The organism is Roseobacter sp. N2S (assembly GCF_031454055.1).
GTDB lineage: Bacteria > Pseudomonadota > Alphaproteobacteria > Rhodobacterales > Rhodobacteraceae > Amylibacter.
Window position 1 is genome coordinate 56,634 of the sequence record NZ_JAVDQB010000012.1, and the last position, 16,949, is coordinate 73,582.

General features: G+C 63.3%; 17 protein-coding genes and 1 pseudogene. 10 read left to right on the forward strand and 8 right to left on the reverse strand.

Translation table 11 applies throughout. From position 1 onward, the window contains the following. Positions 1-133 precede the first annotated feature (133 nt). From GGE09_RS20140 to GGE09_RS20160, 5 genes are all read left to right on the forward strand, one after another. On the forward strand, positions 134-2,116 hold the full coding sequence (locus GGE09_RS20140; protein WP_309747951.1) for a ParB/RepB/Spo0J family partition protein: 1,983 nt from the start codon (positions 134-136) through the stop codon (positions 2,114-2,116). A 74-nt stretch (positions 2,117-2,190) separates the two neighbouring features. Then, positions 2,191-2,883, forward strand: coding sequence for a regulator (locus GGE09_RS20145; protein WP_309747952.1), 693 nt, complete (start codon positions 2,191-2,193; stop codon positions 2,881-2,883). A 102-nt stretch (positions 2,884-2,985) separates the two neighbouring features. Continuing rightward, positions 2,986-3,639: a DUF6927 domain-containing protein gene (locus GGE09_RS20150; RefSeq protein ID WP_309747953.1), complete on the forward strand. Its 654-nt coding sequence runs from the start codon at positions 2,986-2,988 to the stop codon at positions 3,637-3,639. 127 nt (positions 3,640-3,766) lie between these two features. Then, on the forward strand, positions 3,767-4,093 hold the full coding sequence (locus tag GGE09_RS20155) for a type II toxin-antitoxin system PrlF family antitoxin (protein ID WP_044352810.1): 327 nt from the start codon (positions 3,767-3,769) through the stop codon (positions 4,091-4,093). Beyond that, positions 4,090-4,608 carry a type II toxin-antitoxin system YhaV family toxin gene (locus GGE09_RS20160; RefSeq protein ID WP_045685393.1) on the forward strand — a complete coding sequence of 173 codons (519 nt, stop codon included), beginning with the start codon at positions 4,090-4,092 and terminating at the stop codon, positions 4,606-4,608. The genes GGE09_RS20155 and GGE09_RS20160 overlap by 4 nt, the downstream gene beginning before the upstream one ends. Before the next feature lie 335 nt (positions 4,609-4,943). On the opposite strand, the gene arsH is transcribed toward GGE09_RS20160, so the two are convergent. The 8 genes from arsH to GGE09_RS20200 form a co-directional block, all read right to left on the reverse strand. Continuing rightward, a complete protein-coding gene (gene arsH / locus GGE09_RS20165; RefSeq protein WP_309747954.1) occupies positions 4,944-5,654 on the reverse strand; it encodes an arsenical resistance protein ArsH in 711 nt (236 codons plus the stop codon). Continuing rightward, positions 5,647-6,069 carry an arsenate reductase (glutaredoxin) gene (gene arsC, locus GGE09_RS20170; RefSeq protein WP_309747955.1) on the reverse strand — a complete coding sequence of 141 codons (423 nt, stop codon included), beginning with the start codon at positions 6,067-6,069 and terminating at the stop codon, positions 5,647-5,649. Before arsC ends, arsH begins: the two co-directional genes overlap by 8 nt. After that, complete coding sequence (gene arsB, locus GGE09_RS20175) at positions 6,066-7,133, reverse strand: ACR3 family arsenite efflux transporter (RefSeq protein ID WP_309747956.1); 1,068 nt, start codon at positions 7,131-7,133, stop codon at positions 6,066-6,068. The genes arsC and arsB overlap by 4 nt, the downstream gene beginning before the upstream one ends. Positions 7,134-7,156: 23 nt before the next feature. Next, a complete protein-coding gene (locus GGE09_RS20180; protein WP_309747957.1) occupies positions 7,157-7,666 on the reverse strand; it encodes an arsenate reductase ArsC in 510 nt (169 codons plus the stop codon). Positions 7,667-7,676: 10 nt separating this feature from the next. Continuing rightward, a complete protein-coding gene (locus GGE09_RS20185; protein ID WP_309747958.1) occupies positions 7,677-8,009 on the reverse strand; it encodes a helix-turn-helix domain-containing protein in 333 nt (110 codons plus the stop codon). Positions 8,010-8,093: 84 nt separating this feature from the next. Then, positions 8,094-8,561 (reverse strand): universal stress protein, encoded by a 468-nt coding sequence (locus GGE09_RS20190; protein ID WP_309747959.1) that lies wholly within the window; start codon positions 8,559-8,561, stop codon positions 8,094-8,096. Further along, entirely contained in the window at positions 8,561-9,610 is a 1,050-nt protein-coding gene (locus tag GGE09_RS20195; protein ID WP_309747960.1) for a permease, read from the reverse strand. Before GGE09_RS20195 ends, GGE09_RS20190 begins: the two co-directional genes overlap by 1 nt. Positions 9,611-9,663: 53 nt before the next feature. Then, entirely contained in the window at positions 9,664-9,987 is a 324-nt protein-coding gene (locus tag GGE09_RS20200; RefSeq protein ID WP_309747961.1) for a helix-turn-helix domain-containing protein, read from the reverse strand. 434 nt (positions 9,988-10,421) lie between these two features. Here GGE09_RS20200 and GGE09_RS20205 point away from each other — a divergent pair, with 434 nt between their 5' ends. From GGE09_RS20205 to GGE09_RS20225, 5 genes and pseudogenes are all read left to right on the forward strand, one after another. Then, on the forward strand, positions 10,422-14,684 hold the full coding sequence (locus GGE09_RS20205) for a strawberry notch-like NTP hydrolase domain-containing protein (protein ID WP_309747962.1): 4,263 nt from the start codon (positions 10,422-10,424) through the stop codon (positions 14,682-14,684). A gap of 121 nt (positions 14,685-14,805) precedes the next feature. Beyond that, positions 14,806-15,192 (forward strand): DUF6878 family protein, encoded by a 387-nt coding sequence (locus tag GGE09_RS20210; protein WP_309747963.1) that lies wholly within the window; start codon positions 14,806-14,808, stop codon positions 15,190-15,192. Between the two features lies 1 nt (position 15,193). Then, positions 15,194-15,655, forward strand: a complete 462-nt coding sequence (locus tag GGE09_RS20215) for a DUF6915 family protein (protein ID WP_309747964.1) — start codon at positions 15,194-15,196, stop codon at positions 15,653-15,655. A gap of 100 nt (positions 15,656-15,755) precedes the next feature. Beyond that, a pseudogene (locus GGE09_RS20220) lies at positions 15,756-16,058 on the forward strand (hypothetical protein). 124 nt (positions 16,059-16,182) lie between these two features. Continuing rightward, a complete protein-coding gene (locus GGE09_RS20225; protein ID WP_309747965.1) occupies positions 16,183-16,911 on the forward strand; it encodes a DUF736 family protein in 729 nt (242 codons plus the stop codon). Positions 16,912-16,949 lie beyond the last annotated feature (38 nt).

The following is a 16,949-nucleotide window of genomic DNA, read 5'->3' on the forward strand; positions in this document are numbered from 1 at the left end:
CATCTCAGACGATGAAGGCCCGCTGCCCCCAAAAAGGCAAAGCGGGCCTTCTGTCGTTGTGATCCCTGAAGCCGGGGATTGGTCACGCGCGTGAAGGTGCGGGCCACACCTCACCCACCTGGAAGGATATCCCATGACCACAAGCTTTGCCCCTCTCACCGTCGCCATCGGCGATCTGGTCCCGCATCCCGCCAATGTGCGCAGCAACGCGCCGGAAACCTATGACCCCGAGAACATCGCCCATCTAAAGGCCAGCATCGCGGTTCTGGGCCTCCTGCAGCCGCTCCTCGTCCAGAAAACGGGCGGCAAATACGCTGTCCTCGCCGGTGGCCGACGCCATGCTGCGCTGAAGGAGCTGGTCGCCAACAAGGCCAGCAAGGGGTTCACGGCGAAAACCAAGGTCGACTGTCGCCTTGTGCCGGAGGAGTGCGACGTCACCACGGCGCTGTCGCTCGCCGAGAACATCACTCAGGCACCGATGAATGCCATCGACGAGTTCGAGGCCTTCGCCCGGATGATGGAGGTCGACGGCCAGACGCCCGAGACGATCGCAAAGACCTTCGGCACCACAGTGGCGGCCGTGAAAGGCCGGTTGCGCTACGGGCTGATCCACCCCGATATCCGCGCCGCAGCCCGGGAGAAGACGATCACGCTCGACACGATGAAGGCCTTTGCCGAGCACCCGAGCCAGGAGGCGCAGCGCGAGGTCTTCGAGGCGCTCACGAAGGACGGCGGCTATCTGCAGGCCTATACCGTCCGTCAGGCCCTCAAATCCCGCGGCGTGCAGGTCAGCGACGACATCGGGGCTTTCGTGCGCGCGGACTACGAGGCCCGCGGCGGCGCTGTCGCGGCCGATCTGCTGGAGGAACATTCGGTGCTCGAGAATGCGGCGCTGGTCGAGACCATCCTGCTCGAGAAGCTCGGTGCCGCTGCCGAAGAGGCCCGTATGAGGTTGGGCTTTGCCTGGGCCGATGCGATGGTGCGCTATGATTACGCGACCATGGCCGACTACGGCCGTGTCTATCCCGGCCCAATCGAGCCCGATGAGGCCGCCCAGACGCGCGTGGATGAGATCACCGCCGAGCTTGAGCAACTACAGCTCGAGATGGAGGATGAGGGGCTCGAAGACGATGCCTACAATGCGCTTTACGACCGCGTGGACACTCTGGAAGAGGAAGCCCGCGATCTGCAGGAGGCCTACAGCGCTGAGGACCTCGCGCGGTCCGGGGTGATCGCGTCATGGCAGGGTGGGCAGATCACGCTCCATGTTGGCCTCGTCCGCCCGGAAGACACCGTCAAAGAGGAGGGCGCGCGCGGCTCCTCGGCCAACCCGACCGGGGAGGAGGCCCCGGACGCCGGCGAAATCACCTATCCAGCCTCACTTGCTGAGGACCTTAAGACCGAGCGGGCCATGGCGCTTGGGGCCGCGATGGCGCTGCATCCTGAGGCCACGCTCGATTTGACGCTCTTCAAGCTGGTGAGCGACGTTCTGGCCAGCGGCATTGCCGTGACTCAGGCGATCAAGGTCGATGCCCGCAAGGAATACCGCAGCCACGCTAAGATGGACGAGATCGACGAGACCTCGCTCGAGCAAGTGGCGGCGGCGCATGATGCGCTTGATCTGTCCTGGCTCGATGACAGCCGCGCGCCCGCCGATCAGTTTGCGGCGTTTCGCGCGTTGAAGGCCGGCGAGAAGGCCAAGCTCGTCGCCTATGCCACCGCCAGCACCACGCAGTCCTGCTTCGCGCGGGACCGATCGCGCGACAGCCTGATGCATGCGTTCGAGAGCGAGATCATGCCCGATATCCGCGCCCACTGGACGCCGAACGCGGCGCTCTTCAATCGCTTTAAAAAGGCCTGGCTCCTGAAGATCCTCGGTGAGGATCTGGGTCTCGCCCAGGAGGCGGTGACGCTGGCCTCGTCGAGCAAGAAGGAGATTGTCGCCTTCTGCGACAAGCTCTTCGCCGAGCCTTTCGCCACGCTCACGGACGCGCAGCGCGCTGCCGTGGCCGCCTGGTGCCCGTCAATGATGCAGACCGCCGGTGTCGCCTGTGATGAGGCGGAGCCCACTGCGGACACCACGGAGCCTGACAGCGAGGTCGCGCAAGCGGCCTGACGCATCAAGTGACCCGCGCGGAGCATCCCGAGCGCGCGGGTCGACCCTTCCAAACCGAACAGAAAGACATCCCCATGGCTATTCTCAAGTTCTCTGCCTCCGCAGTTGCGGCGCAGATCGCCCATGCGCGCGCCTGCAAAACCTTCCTGCCCAACTGGAACGGGCCCGTGGACAGGCCCGCCCTGATCCTCATCGTCGGCAATGGTGTGCATCTGCGCTCGAACGGCATCGATGGCACGACCACCCGCATCGTCTCCACCGAACAGGCCGATCCCTCCTTCGCCTTCGCCGACGGCATGAACCCGTTTCGGGACACCGACTGGATGGCGCAGCGCCGCATGGCGTTTCGCGATCTGATCGGCCAGTTCTATACCGACATCCTGGATGACGTGCAGGTGCTCATCGACCGGGGGCAGGGGACGATCCGGCTCGCCACCGATGGCCACAGCATCCGCGTCTTCGTGCGCCGGGCCTCGGATTATCTCATAGGCGGGACCTACGACGTGCCCTCGGGCCTCGGCGGCATCTTCCGGGTCATCCTCAAGGATGCCTGCGACACCTTCGCGATCGTGCAGAACTGCGGCAATTCGGCGTTTTGGGAATTCGAAGAGGATGAAGCAGCACCAATGTCCCGAGAGCGCGAAGCGCGGCAGGGTATTGGTGCATCAGCTTATTCCCATAAACGTTGCGAGGATTTCGACGCCATGCAGCCCTACCGCGTGCCGCTCGATGCGCTGATGGAAATCGATGACCGGAGGGCGGCGTAACGCGCCCTTTCTCAAACAAGCATCGCCAATACCCTGCCGGGCCTGCGGCCCTCTCGGGACATTGGCGACAACAATTTCCCCAATGAGAGAAAGGACTCTGAGATGGGATGGCTCTTCTACACCGACGGCCACGTCCAGACCTACGCGGATGAGAAAGCGGAAATCGCCCGGCTCTGCACCTCTCATGGCGACACGCGCAAGACGGAACTGGTCAAGGCCTGCAAGGTCGGCTCAACCTGGTATGCGGCGGCAAAGGTCACCAATCTCGACGGCACCCCTGTCGAAGACACGACCTATGTCACCGATGCGGATGGCTCCATCACTTTCAGGGCTGTCTTCCTCACCCGATACGATGACGGGTGCTGGGGCTACAAGGACATGGAGGAAAGTGCTGGCCCGAACGAGTCGCGTGCTCCCCTTGGGCTGATCGAGCTCCTCTCCGACCTGAAAGACCCGGACAGCTACGCCCAGGACTGGCGACAGCGCTGCCGGGATTGGGCTGCGATCCCGGACTACGAGGAAGGCGACAAGATCAGGCTCGCAACGCCCGTGACGCTCACCGATGGCAGTACATGCCAGATCGTCACCGCGACGCACTACAGGCGGGGCCGGCAGAAACGCCGCTGCTACCGCATCGAGGAAACCGGCGGCCTCGTGCGCCTGTCGAAAGCGACGCTCGCGGGCTCGGAGCTGCTCAGCTCCGCGAAAGGCGCGGCCAGTCCCGTGCTGGCGGAGTTCCTAGCGAGGCGAAATTAGGTGCTGCGCCGGACGGTTCATCGGCCTGCCCGGCGACAGCAGATCCTGCGGCTTGTCTTGACAAGGCAATGCAAATGCATTACCTATCGCAGGCAGAAAAGACCCCCCATTCTTTCAGGAGACTGCCATGACAGCGCTCGCACAAGATGTCTCGAAACTCACGGATCGGTATCAGACGACCGTGCCGGCGGGTGTGCGCAAGCAGCTCAAGCTAGGCAAGGGCGACCAGATTCGCTACTGTACCGAGCCGAGTGGCAGGGTCTATATCGAGCCCGTGCGCAGCGACGAGGAAGATCCCGTGGTCGGAGCCTTTCTCGATTTTGTCGAGGCCGATATCAAGGCGCATCCGGACCGCATTCGGGCGTTCGATGGGGCTTTGCATGACCGTCTTGCAGCACTGGTCGGAGACGTTGACGTCGATCTCGATGCGCCGCTATCGCTCGAGGATGAATGAGCGGCGATAGCGTGCCCGCCCAAGCGCCCCTTGTCGTAAACGGATGGTCGATTTATGCGCATCCGCTCTTTCTGGACCAGCTCGAAGGGCTGACCCTGGAGGTCGAGGCGCGTAAGGCACGCGATCCCAAGACCTGGCGCAAGAAAAATTCCACGAAACGGCTGGCCGCCATCTTCAAGCTGGTGACCGAGGCCATACCGGCAGATCCGGGTGCCGCAGCCTTCCGGCAAGGCGGCACACTCGGCGACCACCGCAAGCACTGGTTCCGGGCGAAATTCTTCCAGCAGTATCGGTTGTTCTACCGCTTCAACAGCGATGCGAAGGTCATCGTGGTGGCATGGGTGAATGACGACAAGACCCTGCGCGCCTACGGCAGCAAGACGGATGCCTATGCGACGTTCAAAGGGATGCTGGAAGATGGCAATCCACCTGACAATTTCGACGCGCTCTTGAAAGAAGCAGTGGCGGCGGACAAGCGGTTCGAGACGTCCCTTGAAGCGGCGCCTGATCGGTAAGTGGGGTCGAATTCCGGAGGGGGCAGAATCCCCCGCTAAGGCTGCCAGTAAGGGGCTCGTTCTGCGATATTATCTCCCGTCACCCTTGAGCCGAGTGAAAGAGGCGACATTGGTGTGTCATATGGCTGGTACGATGAAATTCTCAGAAGTCCCTCCCTATCCGTACACCTGCCGTTCGCTGCATCGTGTACGAACTGGTAAGATGCGGACTTTCCAGCCATTCGACCTCGAATTTCGAATTTCGAATGTCCGCTTGTCTCGGTGGGTTATAGGCCAGCGTGACGTTTCACGTCGTCACAGTCCGTTCGTGCTGCCGCCACACCTCAGGAGCGCGATCAGATCGCTTTTTGGTTCACCCGCTTCGACACCTCCGCCGCGCTTTCCCGGCGCTCGCTGTAACGGTCGAGCAGGTAATCCTTGTTGTCGCGGGTAAGCAGCGTGAACTTCATCAGCTCTTCCATCACATCGACCATCCGGTCGTAGAACGGCGAGGGCTTCATGCGGCCCGCATCATCGAACTCAAGGAAGGCTTTCGGGGTGGAGGATTGGTTCGGGATGGTCAGCAGGCGCATCCAGCGGCCGAGGATGCGGAGCTGGTTCACGGCGTTGAAGCTCTGCGAGCCGCCGTTGACCTGCATGACCGCGAGCGTTTTGCCCTGCGTCGGGCGCACGCCGCCGAGCGACAGCGGGATCCAGTCGATCTGTGTCTTCATGATGCCGGTCATGGCACCATGCCGTTCGGGCGAGCACCAGACCATGCCCTCGGACCAGGTGACGAGATCGCGCAATTCCTGCACCTTTGGGTGATCGGCCTCCGCGTCGTCCGGCAGGGGCAGGCCGGACGGGCAATAGGACCGTGTTTCAGCCCCCAGGCGCGTCAGGACACGGGCCGCTTCCTCCGTCATCAGGCGGCTGAACGAGCGGTCCCGGAGCGAGCCGTAGAGCAGCGCGATGCGCGGGGCGTGCGTCGCCCGCGCGGGCGCGAGCAGGCGATCCGCGTCTATGGCGTGGAAATGTGCCTCTTCGAGGTTCGGAGTATCAGCCAACGCGGTTTCCTTCTGTGTCGATCAACGGCGTGCCGTCCTCTTTCACCATGGGGCCAGAGGGCAGGCGGTCGAGAAGATCCAGAACGGTCTCGCTCGGGCGGCAAAGCCGGACCCCCTTTGGCGAGCAGACAATGGGGCGATTGACCAAAACAGGGTGTTCCAGCATCGCCGTGAGCATCGTTTCGTCGTCCACGGAAGGATCGAGCAGCCCCAGCTCCTCCGCCGGGGATTTCGTCGTTCGCAGGGCGGTGCGGGGCGTCAGGTTGGCTGCGGCGAACAGCGCCAGAAGCTGCGGGCGGGTCCAGCCGGTCTTGAGGTAGTCGATGACGACTGGCACGTCGCCCGACGCCTCGATGATCGCCAGCACGTTGCGCGAGGTGCCGCAGTCGGGATTGTGGTGAACGACGACGGTCACGACGCATCCCCTTCCGCCGGAAACCAGTGCTGCGTCCTGTTGGCGAAGGCGACGAGCGAGAGCATCACCGGCACTTCCACGAGGACACCGACGACCGTTGCAAGGGCAGCTCCCGACCCCAGCCCGAACAGGCTGATCGCGACGGCGACGGCCAGTTCGAAGAAGTTGGACGTGCCGATCATGGCGCAGGGTGCCGCCACGTTGAACGGGATACCCCAGGCGCGCGCCGCGCCATAGGCCACGAAGAAGATGCCGTAGGACTGGATCAGCAGCGGCACGGCGATAAGCACGATGACGAGCGGCCGGTCGAGGATAACCTCGCCCTGAAACCCGAACAGCAGCACCACCGTCACCAGCAGCCCGATGATCGAGAACGGCTGCACGCGGGACTTGAACGCATCGACCGACCGTTCGCCGCCTTTCGCGACAAGGTTCCGGCGCGTCAGATACCCTGCCAGCAGAGGCAGAAGAACGTAGAGGCCGACCGACAGCAGCAGCGTATCCCACGGCACGACGATGTCCGTCACGCCCAGCAGGAAGGCCACGATGGGTGCGAAGGCGAAGACCATGATCACGTCGTTTACACTGACCTGCACCAGCGTGTAGGTCGCATCGCCGCGCGTGAGGTTTGACCAGACGAACACCATCGCGGTGCAGGGCGCGGCCCCCAGCAGGATCACGCCCGCGAGATAGGCCTGCGCGTCGTCGGGCGGGATCAGACCCGCGAAGACATACTCGAAGAACAGCACGCCGAGCGCGGCCATGGTGAAGGGTTTGATCAGCCAGTTCACCACCAGCGTCACGACCAGCCCTTTCGGCTTGTCGCCGACCTGCCGCAACGCGCCGAAATCCACGCCAACCATCATCGGATAGACCATCGCCCAGATAAGGACAGCGACGGGCAGGTTGACCGAGGCCACCTCCAGCGAGGCCAGAAAGGAAAAATGACCCGGAAAGAGATTGCCCAGCAGCAGCCCCGCGCCGATGGCGAGCGCCACCCAGACGGAAAGCCAGCGTTCAAAGGTTCCCAGACCCGCCGCAGCGGGAAGCGATGTATCGGTCATGTCGGACTTTCGGTCTTTGGAGATCAGTCGGCCTTGGCGGGGGTCTTGCCGATGTCATCAAGGTTGCGTTGCAGTGCCATCCGGTCGAGCGAGCCGATCGGCAGACTGACGAAAATCGAGATACGGCTGCGTAGCATCCGGTAGGTGTCCGAGAAGGCGAACCGCCGGGCGGCCTCTGGGCCTTCGGCTTTTACCGGATCGGGAACGCCCCAATGTGCCGTCATTGGCTGGCCCGGCCAAAACGGACATTCTTCGGCGGCGGCGTTGTCGCAGACGGTGAACACGAAATCCATCTTCGGCGCGTCGGGACCGGCAAATTCGTCCCAGCTCTTGGACCGCGCAAAGCCCGTGTCGTGGTTCAGGCCCCGGAGCAGGTCGAGCGTGTAGGGATGGGGTGCTGCCCCCGGCTTCGATCCGGCGGAGAAGGCCTTGAACTTGCCCGCCCCTTCCCGGTTCATGATCGCTTCCGCGATGATCGACCGGGCGGAATTGCCGGTGCAGAGGAACAGGACGTTGTAAGGTTCGGTGGTCATGACGGCTTCCTCAGCAGGCACAGGCGAGTTCATTGATGACGGGCTGGCACAGCTCGGGACGACCGCCGCAGCAGTCTTCCATCAGGAACGCCAGCAGGCCTCGCATCCCGTCCATGTCGGCGAAGTAGCGGATGCTGCGGCCTTCCCGCTCATTGCGGATCAGACCGGAGCGGGCCAGAACGCCCAGGTTGGCCGACATCGTGTTCTGGCGAACCCCGAGGGTGTCGCCGATGTCGCCCGCCGACATGCCCGCATCCCCGGCCTTGATGAGCAGGCGGAATACATCGAGCCGGGTGGACTGGCTGAGGGCGGCGAAGGCGTCGAGAGCGTGATTCTTATCCATATATCGTGAAGTATTGATATAATGAGCGTTGGTCAAGCAACTTCTGAGGTGGAAGATCAATCAACCGTTGGCCGCATGACGCTGTCAGGGAATCAACACCAATGCGCTATCGGTGGCATCCCCTACCTTTTTGGCGACCGAGCCCATGACCAGTGACCGCACCGCCCCATGAGAGCTGCGTCCGAGGACGATGCAGTCGGCTTCGTGCGTGCGCGAGACGAGAGCGATCGTCTGCGCCACATCCCCGGTCTGAATGAGGCGTTCCGGACACGTCAGTCCCAACTCACGCGCAGATATCACCGCCGCAGCGAGACAGAATTCGGCTTCCTTTCGTAGCAGCGGCAGGCTTGGCGTGTCGATGCCCTCCAGCTTTGCGTAGTCCTCGATCTCCTTGGAGGCCCGGACCTCGCGCGCGACGGCAAGAAAGGTCAGCTTCGCATTGAGCGTCAGTGCCAGGCGCGCAGCTGCAACCGCCGCCCGGCAGGCCGGGCCGGACCCATCGACGCCGACGAGGATGTGCCGGAACGATCCGGTGGGCGACACGGCAACCATCACGTGAGCCAGAGCTGGAACAGCAGCCCCGCCGCCATGGACCCGGTGAGCGCGAAGGTGATGTAGAGCGCAAAGACTGCGCGGCGGGCCAGCGCCCATACGGCGATGGCCGCCGGAAGCGATGTCACCCCGCCCGCGACGAGGAACGCGAGTCCCGCACCGGGAGCCATACCCTGATCGACCAGGCCGGAGACGAGCGGCAATGCAGCGTAGCCGTTGAGATAGGCCGGAACGCCGACCAGCGTGGCGATCAGGATCGAGACGAAGCCCTCGCCGCCAACGGCCTGCGCCACCCATTCGGCGGGGACAAAGGCGATCATCAGGCTTTCGAGAACGAAGGCGAGGGAGAGCCACTTGAACAGGAACAGCGAGGTTTTCAACGCTTCGCGTCCGAACTTTGTGCGCCGGGCCTCATCCCGCCAGAACGCCCAGACAGGCGGTTTGGGATTGCGGATACCCGACGCGTCGCAGCCGCCGTTACCCACGCCCTCGCGCAGCGGATTGGCGAAAGCCCCCGACCGGGTGAGGATGAGCGTCACGTAGCCACCAAACAGGCCCAGCCCGATAGCCGCAAGCGTTTTGGCGATGGCAAACTCCAGGCCGAGAACCCCTGCGGTCAGCGCAAACATCGACGGGTCGATGACCGGCGAGGCCAGCCAGAATGCCATGACAGCGGAGAGCGGCACACCCATAGCGAGAAGCGCGGCGATCAGCGGAATCACCCCGCAGGAGCAGAAAGGCGAGAGCCCGCCGAAGGCCGCGGCGACGAGGATCATGACGACTGGAGCACCGGTGAAGGCGCGGGCGATGAGATTGTCGGCACCCGTCGCCCCTGCGTAGGCGGCGAGGCCAATGGAGAGCAACAGGTAGGGGGCCGTCTGAAGCAGGTTCGAAGCGACAAAGGACAGGCTTTCCTGGCCCTGGGAGGGGTCGAGGCCCCAGACGAGGACCAGGATCGCGGCGGTGGCGAGCCAGCCACGCTGACCCGACCAAAGACGACGGGCGATAACGGTGCCTTGTTCGGTAAGTCGTATAGTGGCATCTGTCATGTTATATATCCGGTTATATAGTTATTTATAGGCAAAAGAATGTTTGTCGCACGTCAGGCGGCGTCCTCCCGCACAAGAGCCACGCCTTGGCAGCACTCGTCGGTCAGGAAGGCGAGCGCCGCGTTCATGACAGCAAAGTCAGCCCGGTTGACGACCTCGCGTCCGCGCCGCTCCTGCACGACGAGGCGCGCCCCGACGAGGGTGCGCAAGTGATGGGCGAGCGTCGAGAGCGGCAACTTCGTATAGCTCGCGATGTCCCCGACGACCAGACCTTCCTTGCCCGAACGGACGAGCAGGCGATAGACGTCGAGCCGGGCTTCATGGCCAAGGGCGGCGAGGGCGCGGGCCGTGGTGGCGGATTGAGATGCAACAGTCATACATGGCTTATAAAACTACAAAACTAGTTTTGTCAATATGGGATCAGCAATGGCGAAAAATTTACTAGAGTGCACCATCGTGACACGTCGCCGCGGAACACATGGCCCGTTCCAACAGGGTTGTTCCTGCGTTTTGGAACGGAACCGATGGCGGGCCTAGACCCATATTGAACGCTTGAAGCGGTCGTTCATGCGCCTCGCAGCATTGGTGATTATGGGCTCCTAGCGGCCGGTCGCCGCGCGCCGCCTCAATGTCGGCTTTATTGATCAACAAGTTCGGCGGTTTTGCTGCGTGGCTTTCTCTTTGTTGCTGAGGAGGGCGGATTGCGTTGACGGCCCGCCCTTCTTAATAGCTTTTGGGCCGGATCCCCTGAAAAGCGAAAGCGGGCTTTTTGTCCTTTGGAACTCAGACCCTGATCCAAAGGAAAATCCCCATGTCCAAACCCAGAACGGCCAACCCGGCTCTCGCAATCTCCGAAGCCGATCTCGCCTCTGCGCTAGCGCTTATCGGCACGGAGATCGACCACCAAGCCCTGCGCAGCTCAGCGCTCGCACGCATCATGCGCGAGACGTTTCATGGCAGTGATACCGGGGGCGCCTGGGACTGGCGGAAGGCCTATGACCTGATGCAGGCGGCGGCTGTGCAGGCGCTGCTACGTGGCGACAACAGTGAGGATGATTACTCTGCCGCAAAACTCCTTGCGTCACGTCTCCTGACGGAAACGCGCCGGTCGGAGCAGCAAATCCGGCTGCAGCAGTTTTCCACGCCGCTGACTTTCGCGGTGTTGGTCGTGCGGGCGGCGGCGATCCGCAAGGGCGAGACTGTTCTGGAGCCCTCGGCTGGCACTGGTGCCCTTGCTGCTTTCGCTGGCCGGGCCGGTGCCACGCTTTTGCTCAATGAAATCGACCCCTTTCGCCAGAGCCTCTTGCGCTCGGTCTTTGGCGGCGAGGTGACGGGCCATGACGGCGAGCATATCGACGATCTGCTTCAGTCGCCGGTTCTACCCGACGTCGTGGTGATGAACCCGCCCTTCGCCTCCTCGGTCGACCGCTCCCGGGACAAACACATCGCCGCCAAACATCTCATTGCGGCTGCAAAGCGCCTGGCACCCGGCGGGCGGCTGGTGGCGATCATGCCGCCGGGATTCGCGCCCGAACGCGATGCCGCGCATTGGTCACGCGCCTGCGGTCTCCTGACGCCGCGCTTGGCGTTGACGATGCCGGGGCAGGTCTACCGCAAGCTTGGCACCTCTGTCGAAACACAGCTCATGGTCTTCGACAAGGTGCAGGAGGACGGCGAGATGATCCGCGCCATTGTGTGCGATCTGGACGAAGCCCTTCCTTTTGTCGACGCCGTGGCCGCAACCCGGCCCGAGATGCGCCCAGTCCAACGGGCGGCAGCGATCCCTCATACTCGGTCGAGCGTTCCATCATCTGCCCCGCGCAAGACCGCCGCTGCGCCTGTCGCCCCCTCCAAACCCCGGGCCAAGGCCGTTGTCCCGCTTACTTTCAAGAGCCTTGAGACCCCGCGCGACAACACGCCCATCTCGGACATCTATGCGCGCTACCGTCCGCAGCGGATCGAGATCGCGGGTGCGCAAGAACATCCCACGCCGCTCGTCGAGAGCATCGCCATGGCCTCGGTTGCCCCGCCCATGCCCTCAAACACGGGCAGTGATGACTTGCGCTTGCCCGCCCGGTTGATCGAGGAGGGACATCTCTCCGAGGCGCAGCTCGAGACCATCATCATGGCGCATGATGCCCATGGGCGCGACCTGCCCGGTAGGTTCACCATTGATGACGACCAGACCAAGCTGACGCGCGCCGATGATAACGCGGACGCACGTGCCTATCGTCTCGGGTATTTCCTCGGCGACGGCACCGGTTGCGGCAAGGGGCGCGAATGCGCGGGGTTGATCCTCGTGAACTGGCTTGCCGGGCGCAGAAAGGCGATTTGGGTCTCCAAATCCGCCACGCTTATCGAGGACGCGATCCGCGACTGGACTGATCTTGGTGGCTCGCCCGCCGACATCCAGCCGCTCTCCAAATGGAAACCGGACCAGCCCATCCCGATGGGCGACGGTATCCTTTTTGTCACCTACGCCACGCTGCGGTCCGCGGGCAAATGCGGCACCACGCGGCTGAGCCAGATCCTCGCCTGGATGGGTGAAGACTTTGACGGGGTTCTTGCCTTCGATGAGGCCCATGCCATGCAGAACGCGGCAGGGTCTGAGCAGGGCAGGGGGGTCAAACCCTCCCAGCAGGGCCTTGCTGGCCTGCGGCTGCAGCTGGCCGCGCCGCGCGGCCGCGTCTTCTACATCTCGGCCACGGGCGCGACGAGTGTGCATAATCTGGCCTATGCCGCGCGTCTCGGTCTCTGGGGGCAGGGTCCCGAATACCCCTTCCCGAGCCGCGAGAGCTTCGTTTCTGCGATGGAGGCGGGCGGTGTTGCCGCCATGGAGGTGGTCGCCCGTGATCTCAAGACGCTCGGGCTCTACACGGCCCGCGCCCTTAGCTTTGATGGCGTGGAATATGACGTGCTCGAACACGCGCTCACCCCGGCCCAGATCGAGATCTACGACGCCTATGCGGGTGCGTTTCGGACGATCCACCACAATCTCGAGGCGGCACTGACCGCGACCGGCGTCAACGACGCCTCGGGCGATACCAATGCCTCGGCCGCACGCGCCTCGGCCAAGTCCCGCTTCGAGAGCACGAAGCAGCGCTTCTTCAACCATCTCCTGATGGGCATGAAAGCCCCGACCATCATCCGCGCAATCGAGGATGATCTGGCGGCGGGCTATGCTTGCGTCATTCAGGTGGTCTCGACGGGTGAGAGCCTGCTGAAACGCCGGCTTGAGACGATGGACCCGGAGGACGAGCTGGTCGAAGGCGCGCTGACGCCGCGCGACTACGTCTTGGGATACCTCGAACAGGCCTTCCCGATTCATGCGCAAAAGCTGGTCGAGATCGACGGCAATATGGTGGCCGAGCCGCTCCGCGATGAAACTGGCGCGCTGGTCGTCTCGCGCGAGGCGCTCGCTCTGCGTGACGCGGCCATGATGGAGTTGATGACGCTGGCTCCGATCCCCTCGGCGCTCGATCAGATCCTTTGGGCTTTTGGCGACGAGGCCGTCGCAGAGGTCACGGGGCGGTCCATCCGGCCCCTCAAGGCCGAGGATGGTCATCTCTTCATCGAAAAGCGCGCCGCCAGCAGCAATTCGTCGGAGACCCAAGCCTTTATGGACGGCGAAAAGGATATCCTGATCTTTTCCGATGCGGGCGGGACGGGCCGGTCCTATCATGCGGCCCAAACGGCGAAGAACCAGAAGCGGCGGCGGCACTACCTGCTGGAGCCCGGCTGGCGCGCCGATGCGGCCATCCAGGGACTCGGCCGCACGCATCGCTCTGCCCAGGTCAGCGCGCCCTTCTTCCGGGTCTGCACCTCCGATGTGCATGGCGAGAAGCGCTTCACTTCGACGATTGCCAAACGCCTCGACCAGCTTGGGGCCCTGACCAAGGGCCAGCGCGAGACCGGCTCGCAGGGCATGTTCCGCGAGGAGGACAATCTCGAAAGCCCGATCGCGCGAGCGGCGCTGCGCGGGTATTTCGCCGATCTTGCCGCCGGGCGCGCCGAGGCGATGAGCTACCAGAGCTTCACCGACTGGACTGCGCTGCGGCTGATCGACAAGGACGGGGTGCTCCTTGAGGAGCTTCCCCCGATCCAGCGGTTTCTCAACCGGGTGCTTGCCCTTCCCATCCACATGCAGAACGCGCTCTTTGCCGAGTTCATGCGCCGGATTGCCGATCAGACTGAACGGGCGCGCGCGGCGGGCACGCTCGATCTCGGCGTGGAAACCCTGCGTGGCGAAAAGATCGAACAGGTCTCCACAGAGGATCTCTGGACCTGCCCGAAATCTGGCGCCGTGACGCGGATCATCGGGCTCGAGGTGACGGACCCGGTCCATGTCCTGGACGCCGAAGAGGCCATGTCGCGCAATCCCGACAAGCTACCCATGGTAAATCGCGCCTCCAGCCGCGCGGCGCTCATCTCGGCGCGCCCCATGCAGATGTATGACGAGGACATTGTCACGCTGATGCGCAAGGTGGTGAGGCCAAACGGGTCCAGCTATCTGGAGGAGGCGCGGTTCGAGTCCTCGGCCTGGGAAGACATCGGAAGGCCTGAGTTCGCAAGGCTTTGGGATACCGAGGCTGCGTCCCTGCCAAAAACCACCACGACCAAGCTCTACCTGCTGACCGGGCTGCTGCTGCCGATCTGGAAGGACATTCCGACCACCAATGAGCGCATCTACCGCGTCACGCCCGACGGGGCGACCGCCATGATCGGGCGCACGCTGAGCGAGGAAGGGGCGGCTGCGTTGCGCGCCCGCTTCCTCGTCTCCAACCCGCAAACGCCGCAAGAGATGTTGACCGCCGCCCTCGGCACCACCGCACCTGTCGATCTGGGCCGGGGTCTGACCCTGACCCGTCGCCGGGTCGCAGGCGAGATGCGCCTCGAGCTCTCTGGTGCGGATCGGGGAATGATCGACGGCCTCAAGGCCGCCGGTTGTTTCACTGAGATCATCGCATTTCAGTTGCGGGTGTTTCTGCCGCACGGGGACGGGATCGACACGGGAAGCATTCTGGCCCGGATCGTGGGGCAGCGAGCCGCTAGAGCTGCAGAACAAGCCGCCTGAAAAGTCAAAGCGGGCTTTGGGCCGGGCGTCGCGGATCGGGGTTTGCCCGGGCTGCGCTTTCTGGGCACGCGCTGACCAATGCCACACCCGGCCCCCCAAATTCAGACAAGAGGACAGACCCATGACCAATCCCCAGATCGACTACGCCGCAATGGCGGCTCAGTGGCGTGCAGAGCGCGAAACCACCTTGAAGGCGACCCGAGCGGAGCTGCTCGCGCAACTACGTGCGCTTGGCATCAGCGAGGTCACTGCCGAATACGAAGGCTATGGCGACTCCGGCAATGTCGAGGATGTGACGGTGCAGCCTGCAGAGGTCCAGCTGCCGGAGGCGCTTGCCGCAGAGGTTGGCGACTTCGCCTGGTCGCTCGCCTATCACCATCACCCGGGGTTCGAAAACAACGAGGGCGGCTACGGCACGCTGACCTGGGACATCACCGCCGACAGTGTCACCTTGGATCATGCCGACCGCTATGTCGAATGCTCGCACAGCTATGACGAGGGGCTGTGAGATGGCACATCCGCTTCATCATGCCGAAAGCTCTGCCCGGAAATTTGGCGGGGTGCCGTCTGACTATCAGGCTGTGCACGACTGGTTCGATGCCTCGAAAGAGCACCTCGCGTTCTTTACGCACCGAGCCATGCGCCACCACGCTCAAGGCCTGTTCGAGGCGGAACGGGTTTTCGGCCTGACCCTGACCAATAGCGCGGGTCGGGACATACCCGTGCGCTGGATCGGCGAGCAGCATGTGCGTGAAGACTGCCAGGGCCGCATCCCGAGCATGGCGGACTGGCTGCGACGGATACAGCCCGAGCCATGGATGGCCAATGGCCACATCGACCGGCATGCCGGCGATGAGCCCTGCGGCGACCCAAGGGTTGTCTGGGCCTCCGAGGTCGCCGCCGGAAGAACGGTTCTTGGCCTGAAGGATTGGATGGCGGCGCGCGCGACGCAAGCCACGCAAAGCGCCTGACAGCTCTCGGCCGTTTGCCAAACGAATACTGCATGAAAGCCCGGTTGGAAGATCGGGCTTCTTGCGTCGTTTCCCCACCATTCTTCGTAAGGAGGATCGCATGACACTCGATGAAATCAAGGCGGCCGTCGATGCCGGGCAGACCGTGCATTGGGCCAATACCGGCTACGTTGTGCATAAAGACCGGCTCGGTCAGTACCTCATCACCTATCTGCCGAATGGTAGCTGCATCGGTCTGACCGACTGGGAAGGGCACCGGTTGAACGGAAAAGAGGCGGAGTTCTTCATCGCGTGATCGAAGGACGGCGCAGAAAATCCGGGCAGCCAATCAAGACCAGACGGGCAGGGGAGGGGCGTGGCACCCGGAGGCGCGGGGGCATTCCCACTCGGACGGCAGCTCTGACCCTTGGGCGGGGCTGAAAGGAAAGCAGGCTTTCTGATTTGTGATCCCTCAAGGGGTCGAGAAAGCAATCCCGGATGCGCTGGCAAGAACGTCAGGCACCGGCCAATCCAAAAGGAACCATCCCATGTTCGCAGGAACCCTCACCCGCAATGTCGAGACCGCAGCCGCTCAGTACACCGGCATGATCCACGGGACGCGCTTTGACATCGCCATCCAGCTTGAAACCCGCCCGAAAATGTCCGCGCGCAGCCCGGATTTTGACGTGACGGCAGTCAATAAATCAGGTCGCAAGGTGCGCATCGGCACGGCCTGGAACGAAACCGGCAATACCAGCGGAAACCCCTACATCTCGATGCAGATCGATGTCGGCCTCGGCCCGTTCCGGGTCAACGCGGTGCAGACGAAAGAGGCGCGCGCGGCCCAGAGCGGCGCGTTCGAGATCATCCCACTGGTCTCGAACGGCCTGATGAAATCCGGCTCGATCTCGGGCGAGCTCACCGCCATGGACGCCGACAACGCCTTCACCGGCTACATCGCCAACATGATGTTCGATCTGGAGTTCATGCTTATTGAGAACAGCTACAAGACAGAGGAGACCCATCCCGATTACCGCATCGAGGTCAGCTCGCCCCGGGGCACGCCGATCCGCGTCGGCTCGGCCTGGATGGCGAAAAGCAACCGCACGGGCAACGACTACCTGTCGCTGCTGATCAACACGCCTGATGGCGACCTGCGCGTCAACGCAGTGCAGAACGAAGAACAGCGCAGCGGGCAGACCTTCTCGATCATCCCGTTCATCGACAGCGGTGAGCAGCCGCAGGATGCAGGCGCGGGGCTCTCCTTGGTCGCCTAATCGGCGCGCGAGGGGGAGATGATCTGAACCCAAAGGGG